This window comes from Streptomyces paromomycinus (assembly GCF_003865155.1).
Taxonomy (GTDB): domain Bacteria; phylum Actinomycetota; class Actinomycetes; order Streptomycetales; family Streptomycetaceae; genus Streptomyces; species Streptomyces chrestomyceticus.
This window is the reverse complement of the sequence record NZ_BHZD01000001.1, coordinates 4,048,532-4,066,485: the sequence shown is the minus strand read 5'-3', so window position 1 is coordinate 4,066,485 and position 17,954 is coordinate 4,048,532. Positions and strand designations below refer to the sequence as shown.

Annotated in this window: 16 protein-coding genes; 9 read left to right on the top strand and 7 right to left on the bottom strand. The window is 72.8% G+C overall.

Translation table 11 applies throughout. The annotated features are described in order from the left end of the window. Positions 1-69 precede the first annotated feature (69 nt). Positions 70-339, bottom strand: coding sequence for a DUF2530 domain-containing protein (locus OEIGOIKO_RS16760; RefSeq protein WP_125054744.1), 270 nt, complete (start codon positions 337-339; stop codon positions 70-72). 248 nt (positions 340-587) lie between these two features. Here OEIGOIKO_RS16760 and OEIGOIKO_RS16755 point away from each other — a divergent pair, with 248 nt between their 5' ends. Beyond that, positions 588-2,057 carry an NCS2 family permease gene (locus tag OEIGOIKO_RS16755; protein ID WP_125054743.1) on the top strand — a complete coding sequence of 490 codons (1,470 nt, stop codon included), beginning with the start codon at positions 588-590 and terminating at the stop codon, positions 2,055-2,057. A gap of 75 nt (positions 2,058-2,132) precedes the next feature. Here OEIGOIKO_RS16755 and OEIGOIKO_RS16750 read toward each other — a convergent pair whose 3' ends face one another. Beyond that, positions 2,133-2,321: a ribbon-helix-helix protein, CopG family gene (locus OEIGOIKO_RS16750; protein WP_125054742.1), complete on the bottom strand. Its 189-nt coding sequence runs from the start codon at positions 2,319-2,321 to the stop codon at positions 2,133-2,135. A 130-nt stretch (positions 2,322-2,451) separates the two neighbouring features. Between OEIGOIKO_RS16750 and OEIGOIKO_RS16745 the strand changes: the two genes are divergently transcribed. The 3 genes from OEIGOIKO_RS16745 to thpR all read left to right on the top strand — a co-directional run bounded on the left by OEIGOIKO_RS16745 (position 2,452) and on the right by thpR (position 4,980). Further along, positions 2,452-2,901 carry a MarR family winged helix-turn-helix transcriptional regulator gene (locus OEIGOIKO_RS16745; protein ID WP_125045432.1) on the top strand — a complete coding sequence of 150 codons (450 nt, stop codon included), beginning with the start codon at positions 2,452-2,454 and terminating at the stop codon, positions 2,899-2,901. A gap of 29 nt (positions 2,902-2,930) precedes the next feature. Further along, positions 2,931-4,337 carry an MFS transporter gene (locus tag OEIGOIKO_RS16740; protein WP_125054741.1) on the top strand — a complete coding sequence of 469 codons (1,407 nt, stop codon included), beginning with the start codon at positions 2,931-2,933 and terminating at the stop codon, positions 4,335-4,337. A 76-nt stretch (positions 4,338-4,413) separates the two neighbouring features. Next, positions 4,414-4,980, top strand: coding sequence for an RNA 2',3'-cyclic phosphodiesterase (thpR, locus tag OEIGOIKO_RS16735; protein ID WP_125054740.1), 567 nt, complete (start codon positions 4,414-4,416; stop codon positions 4,978-4,980). Between the two features lie 159 nt (positions 4,981-5,139). Here thpR and OEIGOIKO_RS16730 read toward each other — a convergent pair whose 3' ends face one another. Together OEIGOIKO_RS16730 and OEIGOIKO_RS16725 are read right to left on the bottom strand one after the other, a co-directional pair. Next, positions 5,140-6,138 carry an aldo/keto reductase gene (locus OEIGOIKO_RS16730; RefSeq protein ID WP_125054739.1) on the bottom strand — a complete coding sequence of 333 codons (999 nt, stop codon included), beginning with the start codon at positions 6,136-6,138 and terminating at the stop codon, positions 5,140-5,142. A 62-nt stretch (positions 6,139-6,200) separates the two neighbouring features. Further along, positions 6,201-6,890 (bottom strand): GDSL-type esterase/lipase family protein, encoded by a 690-nt coding sequence (locus tag OEIGOIKO_RS16725; protein WP_125054738.1) that lies wholly within the window; start codon positions 6,888-6,890, stop codon positions 6,201-6,203. Positions 6,891-7,090: 200 nt separating this feature from the next. Between OEIGOIKO_RS16725 and OEIGOIKO_RS16720 the strand changes: the two genes are divergently transcribed. Further along, the gene (locus OEIGOIKO_RS16720) at positions 7,091-8,107 is read left to right on the top strand and encodes a TolB family protein (protein ID WP_125054737.1); all 1,017 of its coding nucleotides are present in this window, start codon (positions 7,091-7,093) and stop codon (positions 8,105-8,107) included. A 57-nt stretch (positions 8,108-8,164) separates the two neighbouring features. On the opposite strand, the gene OEIGOIKO_RS16715 is transcribed toward OEIGOIKO_RS16720, so the two are convergent. Beyond that, entirely contained in the window at positions 8,165-8,935 is a 771-nt protein-coding gene (locus tag OEIGOIKO_RS16715; RefSeq protein WP_246177375.1) for a TetR/AcrR family transcriptional regulator, read from the bottom strand. Positions 8,936-9,074: 139 nt separating this feature from the next. Here OEIGOIKO_RS16715 and OEIGOIKO_RS16710 point away from each other — a divergent pair, with 139 nt between their 5' ends. Both OEIGOIKO_RS16710 and OEIGOIKO_RS16705 read left to right on the top strand, forming a co-directional pair. Further along, positions 9,075-10,082: an ATP-binding cassette domain-containing protein gene (locus OEIGOIKO_RS16710; protein WP_125054736.1), complete on the top strand. Its 1,008-nt coding sequence runs from the start codon at positions 9,075-9,077 to the stop codon at positions 10,080-10,082. Then, a complete protein-coding gene (locus OEIGOIKO_RS16705; RefSeq protein ID WP_125054735.1) occupies positions 10,079-10,906 on the top strand; it encodes an ABC transporter permease in 828 nt (275 codons plus the stop codon). The genes OEIGOIKO_RS16710 and OEIGOIKO_RS16705 overlap by 4 nt, the downstream gene beginning before the upstream one ends. Before the next feature lie 113 nt (positions 10,907-11,019). Here OEIGOIKO_RS16705 and serC read toward each other — a convergent pair whose 3' ends face one another. Together serC and OEIGOIKO_RS16695 are read right to left on the bottom strand one after the other, a co-directional pair. Beyond that, positions 11,020-12,138, bottom strand: a complete 1,119-nt coding sequence (gene serC, locus OEIGOIKO_RS16700) for a phosphoserine transaminase (protein ID WP_125054734.1) — start codon at positions 12,136-12,138, stop codon at positions 11,020-11,022. Positions 12,139-12,155: 17 nt separating this feature from the next. Then, entirely contained in the window at positions 12,156-13,190 is a 1,035-nt protein-coding gene (locus OEIGOIKO_RS16695; RefSeq protein WP_125054733.1) for a helix-turn-helix transcriptional regulator, read from the bottom strand. A 96-nt stretch (positions 13,191-13,286) separates the two neighbouring features. On the opposite strand from OEIGOIKO_RS16695, the gene OEIGOIKO_RS16690 reads away from it, so the two are divergent. Together OEIGOIKO_RS16690 and OEIGOIKO_RS16685 are read left to right on the top strand one after the other, a co-directional pair. Continuing rightward, the gene (locus OEIGOIKO_RS16690; protein WP_125054732.1) at positions 13,287-14,777 is read left to right on the top strand and encodes an FAD-binding oxidoreductase; all 1,491 of its coding nucleotides are present in this window, start codon (positions 13,287-13,289) and stop codon (positions 14,775-14,777) included. 71 nt (positions 14,778-14,848) lie between these two features. Further along, complete coding sequence (locus tag OEIGOIKO_RS16685) at positions 14,849-17,917, top strand: FAD-binding and (Fe-S)-binding domain-containing protein (protein WP_246177374.1); 3,069 nt, start codon at positions 14,849-14,851, stop codon at positions 17,915-17,917. Positions 17,918-17,954: the final 37 nt, after the last annotated feature.

Here is a 17,954-nt window from a genome sequence, read left to right as displayed (position 1 = left end):
TACGCACAGGAAGGTGGCGGTAGTTGTTGGAGGGGCGCGCGTCAACCGCGAAGGGCCGGGATGCGTCCCCTATGGGGTGGAACTGTCCGCGGCGGCGGCCGCCGCGCGCTTGATGGCGGCGTCGCGCTTGCGGACGTACCAGATGCCGAGGATGCCGAGGCTGCCGCCGGCCAGGCAGGTCCAGACCCACCAGGTGCGGTCGTGGTCGGCGAACCAGCCGTAGAAGGGGAGCTGGGCCAGGAAGAGCACGAACCAGATGATGGTGCCGCCGGTGATCGTGCCGACGACGGGGCCCTCAAGAGGCTCCGGGGCCTCGCGGAGTTCGGACTTCTTCCACATGGGGCCAGCTTACGGGCAGCCACCGACAAGGCCGGTCCATGGTCGGTCACGGCAGGGCGGACGGCCCTTTCCCCCGCAGGGGTCTACGCGCGGAGATAGCGATCATCGACTTGTTTATTCATACTGAACCTATCCGGTTCTGACTGGTTTGATTCGTCGAATCCTCCAATCTGATCCGGCTTGTTTGTGTTCTGGGCCCGATCCGGGGCCCCCACGCCCTCCCAGGCCCGTACGACTGAGGTCCGCGCATGTCCCCCTCGGCCACCACGCCGGTCGACGCCGTCCAGAGCCCAGGCCCGCGGCAGCCCAAGAACGGTCTCGACCGGTTCTTCAAGATCTCCCAGCGGGGGTCCACGGTCTCCCGTGAGCTGCGCGGCGGTCTCGCCACCTTCTTCGCCATGGCGTACATCGTCGTGCTGAACCCGATCATCCTCGGCGCCGGCCAGGACAAGTTCGGGCACCAGCTGGACAACGGTCAGCTGGTCACCGCCACCGCGCTGATGGCCGGTCTGTCCACGCTCCTGATGGGCGTCATCGGCAATGTGCCGATCGCCGTCGCCGCCGGCCTCGGCATCAACGCCGTCGTCTCGCTCCAGCTCGCCCCCAAGATGAGCTGGCCGGACGCGATGGGCATGGTCGTCCTCGCCGGTCTGGTGCTGATGATCCTGGTCGCCTCCGGGCTGCGGCAGCGCGTCATGGACGCGATCCCGAACGGGCTGCGGCGCGCCATCGCGATCGGCATCGGTCTGTTCATCTCGCTGGTCGGCCTGGTCGACGCGGGCTTCGTCAGCCGTAACCCGGACGCCGCGCACACCACCGTGCCGCTGGCGCTGGGCCAGGGCGGCCAGCTCCAGGGCTGGCCGGTGCTGGTCTTCGTGGTCGGGCTGGCGCTGATGTTCTTGCTGACCGTACGGAAGACCAAGGGCGCGATCCTGATCGGCATGGTCGTGATGGCGGTCGTCGCGGTCGTCATCAACGCCGTCGCAGACATTCCCGACGCGAGCTGGGGCCTGGCGGTCCCGAACGTGCCGGACAGCATCGTCGGCGCGCCGGACTTCGGCCTGGTCGGGCAGATCAGCCTGTTCGGCGGCTTCAAGGAGGTCGGCCTGCTGACCGGCTGCCTCTTCGTCTTCACCGTGCTGCTGTCCGGCTTCTTCGACGCGATGGGCACGATCATCGGCGTCGGCGAGGAGGCCGGGCTGACCGACGAGGACGGCAACCTGCCCGGGATGGGCCGCATCCTGATGGTGGACGGCATCGCGGTCGCCGCGGGCGGCGTCGGCTCGGCGTCCGCCAACACCTGCTTCGTGGAGTCCACGGCGGGCGTCGGCGAGGGGGCCCGTACGGGGCTGGCGAACGTGGTGACCGGCGGTCTCTTCCTGCTGGCGCTGATCTTCACGCCGCTGGCGACGGTCGTCCCGTCGCAGGCCGCGACGCCCGCGCTGCTGGTCGTCGGCTTCCTGATCATGTCGGCCAACGTGCGGGACATCGACTGGAGCGACTTCACGATCGCGGTCCCGGCGTTCCTGACGATCATCTCGATGCCGTTCACGTACAGCATCACCAACGGCATCGGCATGGGCGTGCTGGCCTTCATCCTGCTGCGGACGGCGACCGGCCGCTTCAAGGAGATCCCGTGGCTGCTGAACGTCGTGGGGCTGTGCTTCCTCGTCTACTTCCTGCTCAACCCGATCGAGCAGGTGCTGGGCGCCAAGTAGCGCCCGGGCGCCGGGGCCGGCCCGTGGTGGCGGCCCGGCGTACGGCGGCGGGGCGGCGCGCCGCGGCGGGGCGGCCTACAGCGGCGGAGCCGCGTAGAACCGCTCCGTCCGGTCCACCGACATCTTGAATCGTTCGTCGAAGTCTTCACGGATGAGCGTCCGGGTCACATAGTCCTGGACGCTCATTCCGCGTTTCGCGGCGTGCTGCCGAAGGCGCTCCAGCAGTTCCCCGTCCACCCGCAGGCTGAGCACTCCCGATCCCATACCGCCACGGTCCTCTCACGCCCTGGTCAGGCGGGTCACTTTCCGCTGCGTCCTCACTCGTAAGGGTGAGGCGGACGGTCGCAGGTGTACGGGCTTTCATTAGAGAGGGTAATGAGTTATGCTAACGAACATGCCGGAACTGTCCCTGGGCGACGACGCTGCCGTCGACGCCGACGCCGTGAACGCGCTGCGGTCCGCCGTGATGCGGCTGTCCCGCCGACTCAAGCACCAGCGGGTCGACGAGTCGCTCAGCCCCACCGAGATGTCGGTGCTCGGCACCCTCGCCCGGTGCGGTCACGCCACCCCCGGCGAGCTGGCGCGCAAGGAGCACGTCCAGCCGCCGTCGATGACCCGCATCGTCGCGATGCTGGAGGCCAAGGGCCTGGTCCGGCTCGAACCGCACCCGGACGACCGCCGTCAGAAGGTCGTCACCCAGACCGAACAGGCCGAGGCGATGCTCGAGGAGAGCCGCCGCAAACGCAACGCGTGGCTGGCCGAGCTGGCCTCCGGGCTGGACGAGGACGAGTGGGCCGCACTGCGGACCGCCGCACCCGTGCTGGAGAAGCTCGCCCAGCTGTAGAGACCGAGCGCCGAGGAGGCGAACCCACTTTGAGTACGGGATCCGGAGCAGACTCCGCCCCCGCACCGATATCCGACGACACCACCGTCTCCGACGCCGCGACCGCGCCCCCGACAGGCACCAAGGGCACCGCCGCCGAACCGCGCGGGGGCATGTTCCGTTCGCTGCGCGTCCGTAACTACCGTCTTTTCGCCACCGGCCAGGTCGTCTCCAACACCGGCACCTGGATGCAGCGCATCGCCCAGGACTGGCTGGTCGTCAGCATCACCGGCTCGTCCGCCGCCGTCGGCATCACCACCGCGCTCCAGTTCCTGCCCATGCTGCTCTTCGGGCTGTACGGCGGGGTCATCGCCGACCGGGTCTCCAAGCGCAAGCTGCTGCTGGTCACCCAGGCGTCGATGGGCTTGACCGGCCTGGTGCTGGCCGTACTGACCCTCAGCGGGCACGTCGCGGTCTGGCACGTCTACCTGATGGCCTTCGTGCTCGGCCTGATCACCGTCGTCGACAACCCGGCGCGGCAGGCGTTCGTGGTCGAGATGGTCGGCCCGGACGACCTGCGCAACGCCGTCAGCCTGAACTCCGCCAACTTCCAGTCCGCCCGGCTCATCGGCCCCGCCGTGGCCGGTGCGCTGATCACCTCCCTCGGCAGCGGCTGGGCCTTCCTCCTGAACGGCCTGTCCTTCCTCGCGCCGCTCGCCGGACTGCTGCTGATGCGCACCGGTGAGCTGCACAAGGTCGACCGCGCCCCGCGCGGCAAGGGCCAGCTCCGGGAGGGCGTGCGCTATGTCGCGGGCCATCCCGAGCTGATCTGGCCGATCGTCCTGATCGGCTTCATCGGCACCTTCGGCTTCAACTTCCCGATCTGGCTGACCGCCTTCGCCGACAAGGTCTTCCACGGCGGCGCCGGCATGTACGCCTGGTTCAACGGCCTGATGGCGGCCGGTTCGCTGGCGGGCGCCCTGCTCGCGGCCCGGCGCAGCACCTCGCGGCTGCGGCTGCTGGTGGGCGCGGCGCTGCTGTTCGGCGTCCTGGAGATGGCCGCGGCCCTCTCCCCGACCGCCTGGGTCTTCGGGGCGCTGCTGATCGTCATCGGCGTGGTCGGCCTGACGATCAACGTCACGGCCAACTCCAGCGTGCAGATGGCGACCGATCCGCTGATGCGCGGCCGGGTGATGAGCCTGTTCATGATGGTCTTCATGGGCGGCACGCCGCTGGGGGCGCCGCTGGTCGGCTGGGTCACCGACGCGTACGGCGCCCGGGCCGGCTTCCTCGCGGGCGGCCTGGTCTCCGCCCTGGCGGCGGCCGGTGTGGGCCTGGCGCTGACCCGTGCGGGCGGCCTGCGGGTACGGATCGACCTGCGGCGCGGCCACCAGCACGTACGGTTCGTGCCGCGGGAGCGCGACAGCGAACCGGACCGGCTGGCCGCGGCGGCCTGAGACAGCTGTACGGGGCCGGGACGCCAGCGCGCCCCGGCCCCGGCCCGCAGCCCACCCCGTGCGCGACACTGACCGCATGAGACTCTTCGCCGCCGTACTGCCGCCCGAGGCCGCCGTCGACGAACTCGACGCCCGGGTACGCCGGTTGCGTACCCTCCCGGACGCGGACCGGCTGCGCTGGACCGGGCGGTCCGGCTGGCACTTCACCCTCGCCTTCTACGGCGAGGTGCCCGACACCACCCTGCCCGACCTGCGCGAACGGCTGTCCCGGGCCGCGCGGCGGTACGAGCCGTTCCCGCTCGGCCTCAAGGGCGGCGGCCGCTTCGCGGACCGGGTGGTGTGGGCCGGCGCCGACGGCGGCCTGCCCGCCCTGCGCAAGCTGGCGGACTCGGCCACGGCGGCCGCCCGCAGGGCCGGGCTGGAGATGTCCGGCCACCGCGCGTACACCCCGCACCTGACCGTCGCGCGCAACCGCGCGGAAGCCCTCGACCTCGCACCGTTCGTCGACGGCCTGGCGGACTTCGAGGGCAGCGCGTGGACGGTACGGGAGCTGGCGCTCGTCCGCAGCCGGCTGCCGGTCTCCGGGGTGGCGGGCGAGCAGCCCCGGTACGAGACGGTGGAGGCCTGGCCGCTGGGCAAGTGAGCGGGCCGGGTTACGCTCGAAGGGTGGACCCCAAAACCCGTAACCGGATCATGTCCGGCCTGTTCGCCGTGCTGCTCGTCGTCGTGATCGTGGCGGCCGCCCTGCGCTGATACGCCGGACGGCCCCCGACGACACCTGTCCCGCACTCAGGCTCTCAGCTCACCAGGCGAACGCCTCCGGCGACGGCCCGGGGCCGGGGAAGATCTCGTCCAGCGACTCCAGCAGCTCGGCCGACAGCTCCAGCTCCACGGCGCGCAGCGCGCTGTCGAGCTGCTCGGCCGTCCGCGGCCCGACGATGGGCCCGGTCACACCGGGCCGGGTGAGCAGCCAGGCCAGTGCGACCTCGCCGGGCTGCAGCCCGTGCTTGTCGAGCAGGGCCTCGTAGGACTCGATCTGCGCGCGGATCGCGGAGTCCGCCAGCGCGCCGGCCGAGCGGCCCCCGTTGGTACGGGCGCCGCCGCCCTCGCGTTCCTTGCGTACGGCGCCGCCGAGCAGGCCGCCGTGCAGCGGCGACCACGGGATGACCCCCAGCCCGTAGGACTGCGCCGCCGGGATCACCTCCATCTCGGCGCGGCGCTCCGCGAGGTTGTACAGGCACTGCTCGCTGACCAGGCCGAGCGAGCCACGGCGCGCGGCGGCCTCGTTGGCCTGTGCTATGTGCCAGCCCGCGTGGTTGGAGGACCCGGCGTACAGGATCTTGCCCTGCTGGACCAGGACGTCGATGGCCTGCCAGATCTCGTCCCACGGGGTGCGCCGGTCCACGTGATGGAACTGGTAGACGTCGATGTAGTGGGTGTTCAGCCGCTTGAGGCTGGCGTCCACCGCCCGCCGGATGTTCAGCGCGGAGAGGCGGTCGTGGTTGGGCCAGACCTGCTCGCCGTCGCCGCCCATGTTGCCGTAGACCTTGGTGGCGAGCACGGTCTTGTCGCGGCGGCCGCCGCCCTGGGCGAACCAGGAGCCGACGATCTCCTCGGTGCGGCCCTTGTTGTCGCCCCATCCGTAGACGTTGGCGGTGTCGAGAAAGTTGACGCCCGCGTCGAGCGCGGCGTCCATGATGGCGTGGCTGTCGGCTTCGTCCGTCTGGGGGCCGAAGTTCATGGTGCCGAGGACGAGTCGGCTGACCTTGAGTCCGGTGCGTCCGAGCTGCGTGTACTCCATGGGGCCCTAGCCAACGCCTTGGAGTGCGCTCGAATCAAGGAGTGTGCCGCACCCCGCGGCCCTCAGTTCCCTGCCGCCACGTACGGGGCGCCCACGTCCCAGGCCTGGTGCAGGGCGTCCGCGAAGGCGGCCGCGAGCAGGTGCTCGCCCGAGGCGGCGGGGTGCGTGCCGTCGTAGGTGTCCCGGTCCAGGTCGTAGCCGTCCGGGTGGGAGGCCAGCAGCAGCGGTGAGGCGGGCGTCGACAGGTCCGCGACGGCCTTGGCCAGCAGCTCGTTGAAGCGTTCGCACTCGGCGGCGAAGGGGGCGTCGGACAGGGCGCGGGTGTTCGGGATGACGGGCATCAGCACGGCCCGTACGCCCGCGTCGGCTGCCCGTGCCTCGGCGACGAAGCGGTGCACGTTCGCGGCGGTCTGCTCCGCGTTCGTGTAGAAGCCGAGGTCTATCAGCCCGAGGGAGACCAGCAGGGTGTCGGCCTTGGTCCGGCGCACCGCGTCGCCGATCAGCGGCACCATGTGGCACCAGCCCTCGCCCCAGCCGGCGAGGTGGCGCCGGGCGCGCTCGGGGAAGTCCGGGTCGCGGTAGGCGTGCGAGACCGCCGCGTCGGCGGACACGTCGTACAGCTCGCTACGCGGCCCGACGATGCGGTAGGGGCCGCCGAAGGTCCGGTTGAGGTGCTGCCACATCCGGTAGCGCCAGGTGAAGTCGCCGGCGCTGCCGATCGTCATCGAGTCACCGACGAACATCACACGCATACGGCCTCCCGGCCGCCCGGCCCGGGCGCGCCGGAGGGCGCTGTCGGGGTGGTCATGGGGAGATCCTATGGAGCCGGGGGCTCCGGGTGGCGGGCGGGGCGAGCCGCGTCCGGTGCCCCGGCGGGCGGGCGCCGGACGGATACGGGCCCGGGGGCCGGCCGGGCCGCACCGCCGCGCCGCCGAAGTGGGAGGCTGTGCCCATGCGTTCGCTACTGTGCGCGGCCGGGGCCGCGGGAATTGTGCTGTTCGCGGCGGCCGGGCCGGCGGTGGCCGACGGTGGGGGAGGGGCCGCGGGGTTCACGATCGAGGACCCGCGGATCACCGAGTCCAGCGGACTGGCGGCCAGCCGGGCCCACCCCGGCGTGTACTGGACCCACAACGACAGCGACGACGGGCCGTACGTCTACGCCGTGGACGGCCGCACCGGCCGCACGGTGGCGACCGTCACCCTGCGCGGCATCGGCGACCCGCGCGACGTGGAAGCCGTCTCGGTCGGCCCGGACGGCAACGTCTACGTCGGCGACATCGGCGACAACCTCGGCGGCACCTGGAACCACGTATGGATCTACCGCTTCCCCGAGCCGAAGCAGCTGCGCGACCAGACCGTCACCGCGGCGCAGCTCACGGTCAAGTACGACGAGGGCCCGCGGGACGCCGAGGCGATGATGGTGCACCCCAAGACGGGGCGGGTCTACATCGTCAGCAAGAAGAGGAGCGGCGGCGCGGCCCTGTACGAGGGCCCCGAGCGGCTGTCGGCGCGCGGCACGAACACCTTCCGCCGGATCGCGGGCATCGACCAGTGGGTGACGGACGGCGCGTTCTCGCCGGACGGTACGCGGCTGCTGCTGCGCGGGTACTTCGGCGCGGAGATGTACCGGTGGGAGGGCGGGCGTCCCAAGGACATCGGGAGCGTGGGTGTGCCGTTGCAGAGGCAGGGCGAGTCGGTGACCTTCACTCCCGACGGGCGGACGCTGCTGTTCGGGTCGGAGGGCAAGGGCAGCCAGGTGCAGCCGGTGGGGCTCAGCGGGGACCAGCTGCCGGAGTCGGCGAAGCAGGCCGACGGTAAGGGCGACGGCGACGGCACCGGTAAGGGGGACCCGGCGGACGGCGGCCAGGGCGAGGCGGGCAAGAACCGCAACGTGCTGCTGGCGGCGGCGACGTTCGGGGTGGCGACGGTGGTGGTGCTGATGCTGCGGCGGATGTTCCGGCGCAAGTGAGGCACAGGAGGGGAGACCGGGCGCGCCCGCCTTCGGAGGCGCCCGGTCTGCCGGCCGTCAGCCGTCCCGCTTCTCGATGTACGCGGCGAAGCCGTCGAGCAGGAGCCCCAGGCCCAGTTCGAACAGGGCGTCTCCCTCGTCGTCGCAGTCGTCCTCGAAGCTGAAGGTGTCCTCGGAGAGCCCGGCGAGGTGCGGGTAGCGGCCGGTCTCCATCGCCTTGACGAGGAAGGGGCCCTGGATCTTCCACCACTCCTCGTCGGTGGCGCCGGTGCGCTTCTCGGCCATCGCCGAGTTAAGCCGGGTACGGGCCGCGCCCGCCACATAGCCCTCCACGACCGTCAGCAGCCGCATCTTCTGCGGGTCGGGCAGGGCGAGGCCGGACATCCCGCGGACCGTGTGCTCCAGTACGTCCACCGAGTTGGGGCCCAGCAGCGGGCGGGTCTGGTCGACCTGGAGCAGCCAGGGGTGCAGGTGGTGGAGCCGCCAGGCGCGGCGCGCGACATTCTCCAGGACGGCCCGCCAGCCGGCCTCGGGACCGGGGAATCCGTCGGCGCCGAACGCCGCGATCTTGTCGAGCATCAGGTCCAGCAGCTCGCCCTTGCCCGGGACGTAGCGGTACAGGGACATCGTGCCGACGCCCAGCTCGGCGGCGACCCGGCGCATCGAGACCGCGCCGATCCCCTCGGCGTCGGCTACCGCCACCGCGGCGGTGACGATCCGGTCGAGGGTCAGGCCGGGCTTGGGCCCGCGGGTGGGGCGCTCGCCGGTGCCCCAGAGCAGCTCCATGCTGCGTGCCGCGTCGCCGCTGCCGCTGTGTTCTGTCGTCATGGTGCGCCCAGTCTAAGAGCCGGTGTCAGAGCGGCCGCACAGAAACCGGGTACGCCGTACGCGATTATTGGGTACGGTGTACCCGGTAACTGAGTACGGCGTACCCGGTTTCGGGGAGCCGGGAAGGGCGGGGAGACGCATGACGACATCGGTGTCCGAGGCGGCGGTCCTGGCGGAGGGCCTGACGAAACGGTACGGGGACAAACGGGCGCTCGACGGCTTCGACCTCGCCGTGCGGCGTGGCACCGTCCAGGGCCTGCTCGGCCCGAACGGCGCGGGCAAGACCACCGCCGTACGCATCCTGGCGACGCTGCTGCGCCTGGACGGCGGGCGGGCGGTGGTCGCCGGGCACGACGTGGCGCGCGAGCCGCACGCCGTACGCAAGCGGATCGGCCTCGCCGGGCAGTACGCCGCCGTGGACGAGATCCTGACCGGGCGGCAGAACCTGGAGATGTTCGGACGGCTCTTCCACCTCGACGGCCGGCGGGCCCGGGCCCGCGCGGACGAACTGCTGGCGCGCTTCGGCCTGTCCGACGCGGCCGGCAAACAGGTCAAGCACTACAGCGGCGGTATGCGGCGGCGCCTGGACCTGGCCTCCAGCGTGCTGCTCGCACCTGAGGTGCTGTTCCTGGACGAGCCGACCACCGGACTCGACCCGCGCAGCCGCAACGAGGTCTGGGAGACCGTACGGGACCTGGTCGCGGGCGGTACGACGGTCCTGCTGACCACCCAGTACCTGGACGAGGCCGACCAGCTGGCCGACCGGATCGCCGTCATCGACCACGGCCGGACCGTCGCGGAGGACACCCCGGACGGGCTGAAGCACGGCATCGGCGGCGACCGCGTCCAGGTGGTGCTGCGCGACGCCGCCGAACTGCCCCGGGCGGCACGGATCGTGGCCGGGGTGGCCGCGGACGGCGCCGCGCCGGACACGGACGTGGCGGAACGGCGGGTCGGCGCGCCGGTTGCGGACGGCGTGGCGGCGCTCACCGAGGTGGCACGGGCACTCCAGGACGCGGGGCTGGACGTGGCGGACATCGGGCTGCGGCGGCCGACGCTGGACGAGGTCTTCCTGCGGCTGACGGGCCACCGGACGGCGGCCGCGGACGCCACTGCCCCCGCACACCGGACGGAGGCCGCCGCATGAGCGCCCCCGCCGGTGTCCCTGCCCCCGCCCCCGAGCGGCACCTGTACTGGGCTTTCGCCGACTGCTGGACCATCGTCCGCCGCGACCTCACCCACCTCCTCAAGCAGCCCGTCAACATCGCCTGGCAGCTCGGCTTCCCGATCGTCTCCGTCCTGCTCTTCGTCTACGTCTTCGGCAGCGCGATGGACGTCGGCGGCGAGGGCTCCTACCGGGACTACGCCATGCCCGGCATGTTCGCCATGACCATGGCCTTCGGCTTCATGAACACCGCGATGCTGGTCGCGGTCGACAAGGACCGGGGTGTGACCGACCGCTTCCGTTCGATGCCGATGGCGCGGTCGGCGGTGGTCAGCGGACGGGGCGTGGCGGACGTGTGCGGCGCGGCACTGGACCTCGCGGTGCTGGCGGCGATCGCCGTCGTCGTCGGCTGGCGCTCGGACGGCGGCGCGCTCGCCACGCTGACCGCGTTCGCCCTGCTGCTGCACCTGCGCTTCGCGCTCATCTGGGTCGGGGTGCTGCTGGGCCTGCTGGTACCCAACCAGGAAGCGGCGGGCGGACTGTTCGCGCTGGCCTTCCCGTTCGGCATGATCTCCAGCGTCTTCACACCGCCGTCGATGATGCCGGACTGGCTGGGCGCGATCGCGATGTGGAACCCGGTCTCCTCGACGGCCAACGCCGTACGGGAACTGTTCGGCCGGCCCGGCACGTCGGGGGACAGCTGGATCGAACAGCACGCCCTGCTGATGGCGGTGGTCTGGCCGCTGGCGCTCACGGCGGTCTTCCTGCCGCTGGCGGTACGGCGCTTTCAGCGGCTCAGCCGCTGAGGGGCCGTACGCGTCGGAACGCCGTCCGGGCCCGGCGGACGCGCCCCTCCGGTACGCCGTCCGGGCCCCGGCGGATGGATCCGCCGGGGCCCGGACACGTACCGCGGTGCTTCCTACAGCTTGCCGATGACGTGGTCGATGCAGGCGGTCAGCGCCTCGACGTCCGCCGGGTCGACCGCCGGGAACATCGCCACCCGCAGCTGGTTGCGGCCCAGCTTGCGGTACGGCTCGGTGTCCACGATGCCGTTGGCGCGCAGCGCCTTGGCGACGGCGGCCGCGTCGATCTCGTCGTCGAAGTCGATGGTGCCGATGACCTGCGAGCGCTTGGCCGGGTCGGTGACGAACGGCGTCGCGTACTTGGAGTCCTCGGCCCAGCCGTACAGCGTGCGCGAGGAGGTCGCGGTGCGCCGTACCGACCAGTCCAGACCGCCCTGGCCGTTGATCCACTCCAGCTGCTCGTTGAGCAGGAACAGGGTGGCCAGCGACGGGGTGTTGTACGTCTGGTTCTTCAGCGAGTTGTCGATCGCGGTCGGCAGCGAGAAGAACTCCGGGATGTGCCGGCCGGAGGCGTGGACGCCGCGGGCGCGCTCCAGGGCGGCGGGCGAGAAGACGCCGATCCACAGGCCGCCGTCGGAGGCGAAGGACTTCTGCGGCGCGAAGTAGTAGACGTCGGTCTGCGTGATGTCCACGGGCAGGCCGCCCGCGCCGGACGTGGCGTCCACCAGCACCAGCGAGCCGTCGTCGGCACCCGCCACGCGCTGGACCGGGGCGGCGACACCGGTGGAGGTCTCGTTGTGGGTGAGGGCGTAGACGTCCACGCCCTCCTCGGCCTTCGGCTCCGGGTGGCTGCCCGGGTCGGCGGAGACCGTCGTCGGCTCGGCCAGCCACGGCACCAGCTTCGCGGCCTTGGCGAACTTCGAGGAGAACTCGCCGAAGGTCAGGTGCTGGGACTTGTTCTCGATCAGGCCGTGGGTCGCGATGTCCCAGAACGCGGTGGAACCGCCGTTGCCGAGGACGACCTCGTAGCCCTCGGGCAGCTGGAACAGTTCGCGTACGCCGTCGCGCACCTTGCCGACCAGGTTCTTGACCGGTGCCTGGCGGTGGGACGTACCGAGAAGGGAACTTCCGGTGGCGGCGAGGGCGTCGAGCGCCTCCGTACGCACCTTGGAGGGGCCCGCGCCGAAGCGACCGTCGGCGGGCTTGATGTCAGCGGGAATCTGGATATCAGCCACGGGCGAAGCGTAATCCGTCACGGGGCCTGTTCAGGACCAGGGTCCACCGGGTGAGACGGAACGGGCGCCGCCGTCCGACCCGTGTCCGGCTGCCGGACGTCCGCGTACAGGGCGGTGACCGAGGCGGCGGCCCGCGCCAGCTCCGCGCGGGCCTCCGGCGGCTCCAGCACCTCCAGGGACGTGCTGAACTGGAGCAACTGGCGCACCGCGCGCAGCTCCTGCAACGCCAGTTCGACCGTCACCCATGTCCCGCCGGTGTCCTCCGGCGGCTCCACCAGCGCCGTACCGATGATGCGGACGAACAGGTCCAGCCGGGAACGGAGCACCCGGGCCGTCACCCGCAGCCCGGCCGGCCGGGTCTCCACCTGCTGTCGCAGCGCCTCCCACGCGTCGGTCAGCTCCACGCCGTCGCGGCGCCGCACGGGCGTGTCGAGCACGGTGGCCGCGACCACCCGGTCGGCCCGGAACAGCTGTCCGCGCCGCCGCCGGTCCGCGACGAGGTACCAGGTCCCGGCCTTGCAGACGAGCCCGTACGGGTCGACGGTGTACGTACGCGGGTCGGTCTCGCCGCTGTGCCGGTACCGCAGGCGCAGCCGCCGGTCGGCGAAGACCGCGGTGTGCAGGGTGTCCAGGTCCACGGCCGGCCGCGGCCCGGACAGCCAGCGCCCGGGATCGACCAGGATGCGGCGGCTGGTCAGCTCGGCGGCGGGCCGGTGCGGCGCGGGCAGCGCGGCCATCACCTTGCGCAGCGCGGAGCCGAGCGCGCCGTCCAGCCCGAGCGCGTGGTGCGCCCCCTCGGCGGCCAGCACGAACAGGGCCCGCGCCTCGTCGCCGGTCAGCCCGGTCACGTCGGTACGGAATCCCGGCAGCAACGCGATCCCGCCGTGCCGGCCCCGCTCCGCGTACACCGGCACTCCGGCCGCCGACAGCGACTCGACGTCGCGGTAGATCGTCCGTACGGACACCTCCAGCCGGGTCGCCAGCTCGGCGGCCGGTACCCGGCCGCGGGTCTGGAGGAGCAGGAGGATCGAGAGGAGGCGGTCGGATTTCACGCGGTCAGTCTTCCGGAGGAGCTTCCGGAGGAGCCGAGGGAGAAACGGACGGAAAACTTGACGGCCGGTGTCAGGTTATGGCGGGACGGTGCCCGTATGAAGACCACGTACAGCGATGTTTCAGCCCCCGCGTCCGGTTCGTTCGGTTCGCCCGGACCATTCACCGCTTCCGCTTCCGCTTCCGCTGCCACCTCCGTATCCACCTCCGCTGCCGCTGCCGCCACGTCGGCCATCACCGAAGCCCCTGCTTCGTACGACGCGTTCGGCACCCTCACCGGGCTGGCCTCGTGCGTCACCGGCATCGTCCTCGTGCCCGGTGACGACGGATACGAAGCGGAGCGGACCGGGTTCCAGAGCGGGCACGTCCACCGCCCTTCGGTGATCGTCGGGGCGGACACGGCGGCGGACGTCGTGGCGGCGGTGCGGTACGCGCGGGCCAACGGGCTGCCGGTGTCCGTGCAGTCGACCGGGCACGGGCTGGCGGCGCCCTCCGACGGGGGAGTGCTGGTCAGCACGCGCCGGATGGACGAGGTGCGGGTCGACGCGGAGGCGCGCACCGTGTGGGCCGGGGCGGGCGCCCTCTGGGCCGACGTGATCGAGGAGGCCGCGCCGCACGGCCTGGCGCCGGTGAACGGGTCGTCGCCCGGCGTGGGGGTGGTGGGCTACACGCTCGGGGGCGGGCTGGGCATCCTGGGCCGGGAGTTCGGCTACGCGTCGGACCGGGTGCGGCTGGTGGAAGTGGTCACCGCGGACGGCGCGCTGCGCTGGGTCACGCCGGAGCGCGAGCCCGGCCTGTTCCGGGCGCTGCTCGGCGGCGGGCGCGGGCTGGGGGTGGTGACCGGCCTGGAGTTCGGGCTGGTGCCGGTGGCGCGGGTGTACGGCGGTCAACTGGTCTTCGGGGCCGACCTGATGGACGAGGCGCTGGCCGCGTACCTGGCCTGGGCCGAGGGCCTGCCCGACGCGCTGACCTCGTCGGTCGGCCTGATCGCGTACCCGGACGTCCCGGCGCTGCCCGGCCACCTGCGCGGCCGCTACCTCGCCCACATCCGGATCGCGTACACGGGGCCGGTGGCCGAGGGGGAGCGGCTGGTCGCGCCGCTGCGCGCGGTCGGGCCGCGGGTGGCCGACACGCTGCGCGAGATGCCGTACACCGAGTCGCACACCATCCATCAGGACCCGGAGACACCGCACGCCTACGACGGCGACAGCGTCCTGCTCAGCGGCCTCGACGCGGCGGAACTGCGCGAGGTGACCGCGCTGACCGGGCCGGACGCCCCGATGATGACCGTGGTGCAGCTCAACCACCTCGGCGGCGCGCTCGCCGTCGGCGGCGGCTCCGTCGGCCACCGGGACGCGCGGTACCTGCTGCGCCTGCTGTCGCCGCTGGACGGCACGGACGTCGGGTCCGTACGGGCCCTGCACGCGCGGGTACGGGCGGCGCTGGCGCCCAGGGCGGTCGGCCGCAGCGTCAACTTCCTGTTCGGCGATCACGGTGACGCGGTGGCCGACGCGTACGAGGAGGACGTGCACCGGCGGCTGGTCGCCGCCAAGGCGGCGTACGACCCGGAGAACCTGTTCCGGGCGTAACCGGGCGGCGGCCGGGCAGGGGGCAGGAAAACGGAAGGGCGCGCCCCCGGCCGAGTGGGCAGGCTGGGGGCATGGCTGATCTTACGAAGACACGCGGGACACCGGACGGGACGCGGGAACTGGCCCGGGAGTTGGCCGACGCCGTACGCGGCGAGGTGTCGCTCGCCGCCGGGGACCGGGCGCTGATGACGATGGACGCCTCCAACTACCGCCGGGTACCGCGGGCGGTGGTCGCGCCCCGGGACGCGGAGGATGTCGCCGCCGCCCTGCGGGTGTGCCGCGAGCACGGCGTGCCGGTGGTGCCGCGCGGCGGCGGGACGAGCATCGCCGGGCAGGCCACCGGCGTCGGCGTGGTGCTGGACTTCACCCGGCACCTGCGGCGCATCGTGTCGCTGGACGCCGAGGCCGGTACGGCGGTCGTCCAGCCGGGCGTGGTCCTGGACGACCTGCGGGCGGCGGCCGGCGCGCACGGCCTGACCTTCGGGCCCGACCCGTCCACCCACAGCCGCTGCACCCTCGGCGGCATGATCGGCAACAACTCCTGCGGCTCGCACTCGGTGGCGTGGGGCACCACCGCCGACAGCGTGCGCGAACTGGAGGTGCTGACGTACGGGGGTGAGCGGCTGCGTGCCGGGCGGGGCGCGGCGGCACTGGACGCGCTCCCGCAGCGGCTGCGGGACGGCGTACGGGCCCTGGTGAACGGTGATCTGGCGCTGCTGCGCACCGGCTACCCCGAACTCCCGCGCCGCATCTCCGGTTACGCGCTGGACGCCCTGCTGCCCGAGAAGGGCACCGATCTCGCGCGGGCGCTCACCGGCAGCGAGGGCACGCTCGGCGTGCTGACCGAGGCCACCGTCGCGCTGGTCAGGCCGCCCGCCGCCAAGGCCCTGGCGGTACTCGGGTACGCGGACGAGAGCGCGGCGGCCGAGGCGGCGCACACGCTGCTCTCGTACGGACCGTCGACCGTCGAAGGCATGGCGGCCGACCTGGTGGGGGACGCGACGGGCCTGCCCAAGGGCGGCGCCTGGCTGTTCGTCGAGATGGGCGGCGGGACGCCCGCGGAGGCGCTCGCCCGTGCCGAGGAACTGTGCCGGGGCGCGGGCGCGGCCACCACCGATCACACGGTGGTCACCGACCCGGCGCGGCAGCGCGCCCTGTGGCGGGTGCGCGAGGACGCGGCCGGGACCGCGACCCGCATGCCGGACGGCTCCGAGGCGTGGCCCGGCTGGGAGGACTGCGCGGTGCCGCCCGAGCGGCTCGGCGCCTACCTGCGGGACTTCCGGGCCCTGCTGGCCCAGCACGGCCTGCGCGGCACGCCGTACGGGCACTTCGGCGACGGCTGCATCCACGTCCGTATCGACTTCGACCTGCTGAGCGAGCCCGGGGTCCGCCGGTTCCGCGAGTTCTCCTGCGACCTGGGCGACCTGGTCGTGGCGCACGGCGGCTCGCTCTCCGGCGAGCACGGCGACGGGCAGGCACGCGCCGAACTGCTGCCCAAGATGTACGGCGGCGAACTGGTCGGCCTCTTCGAACGCTTCAAGGACCTGTGGGACCCGGCGGGCGGCCTGAACCCCGGCATGCTGGTCCGGCCGGACCGGATGGACGAGAACCTGCGCTTCGCGCCGCTGCCGCGGAAGCCGGTGGACGTGGAGTTCGGCTACCCGCACGACAGCGGGGACTTCTCGGCCGCCGTACGGCGCTGCGTCGGCGTCGCCAAGTGCCGCAACAGCGCCCCGAGCGCCTCGGCCGTCATGTGCCCGTCGTTCCGCGCCACCGGAGAGGAACAGCACTCCACCCGGGGCCGCGCCCGGCTGCTGCACGAGATGCTCGCGGGCGAGGTGATCACCGACGGCTGGCGTTCCGAGGAGGTACGGGACGCGCTGGACCTCTGCCTGTCCTGCAAGGGCTGCCGCAGCGACTGCCCCGTGGGCGTCGACATGGCCACGTACAAGGCCGAGTTCCTGCACCACCACTACGCGGGGCGGCTGCGGCCCGCCGCGCACTACTCGATGGGCCGCCTGCCGCGCTGGCTGCGCGCGGCCGCTCCCGTCGCTCCGCTCCTCAACGCACTGGCCCGGACGCCGCTGGCCGGGGCGGGCAAGCGCCTCGGTGGCATTGCGCCGCAGCGGGCGATTCCGGAGCTGGCCGGCGAGCCGTTCGTACGGTGGTGGGCGAAGCGGGTGGCCCCGGAGGGGCCGGAGATGGCGGAGGGGTTGGCGGGGTCGGCGGGTCCGACGGAGGCAGCGGGTCCGACGGTGTCGGTGGGGCCGGTGGGACTGACGGGTGCAGCGGGTCCGGCGGGTACAGCGGGGTCGGTGGGCCCGACGGGGGCGGCGGGAACCCGGGAACGGCCGGTGCTCCTGCTGTGGCCGGACACCTTCACCAACTACCTCGCGCCCGAGGTGGGCCGGGCAGCCGTCCACGTCCTGGAGGCCGCGGGCCTCGACGTACGCCTGCCCGAGGCGGGCCGCCGCCGGGCGTCGCTGTGCTGCGGCCTGACCTACGTCTCGACCGGCCAGCTCGACCAGGCACGCGCGGTCATGCGCCGGACGGTGGACGCCCTCGACCCGCTGCTGGCGGACGGCACCCCGCTGGCCGTCCTCGAACCGAGCTGCGCGGCCGCCCTCCGCACCGACCTGCCCGAACTCCTCTCCGACGACCCACGGGCCGCGCGGGTGGCCGCGTCCGTACGGACCTTCGCGCAGACCCTGGAGGAACAGGCACCCGCCTGGGAGCCACCGCGCGTCGGCCGCCCGGTCGTCGGCCAGACCCACTGCCACCAGCACGCCGTACTCGGCGAGGCCGCCGAGCAGCGCCTGCGCGCCCGTGCCGGGCTGGACGGCGCGCTGAGCGGCGGCTGCTGCGGCCTGGCCGGGAACTTCGGCTTCGAGCGCAGCCACTACGACGTGTCCGTGGCCTGTGCCGAGGAACAGCTCCTGCCGTCCGTACGGGACGCGGCCCCCGGCACGGAGGTCCTCGCCGACGGCTTCTCCTGCCGCACCCAGATCGATCAGCTCGCGGGGCGGCGTGCGCGACATCTGGCGGAGGTGCTGGCGGAAGGGATGGCCGCGGAGGCGGCCGGGGGAACGGACGGCTCCTTGCCCGAAGGCCCGTCGGCCGAGCCCCCGACGCGGCCCTGAGGGCACGGAACGCCACATTCCGTTCCGTCCGTCCGCC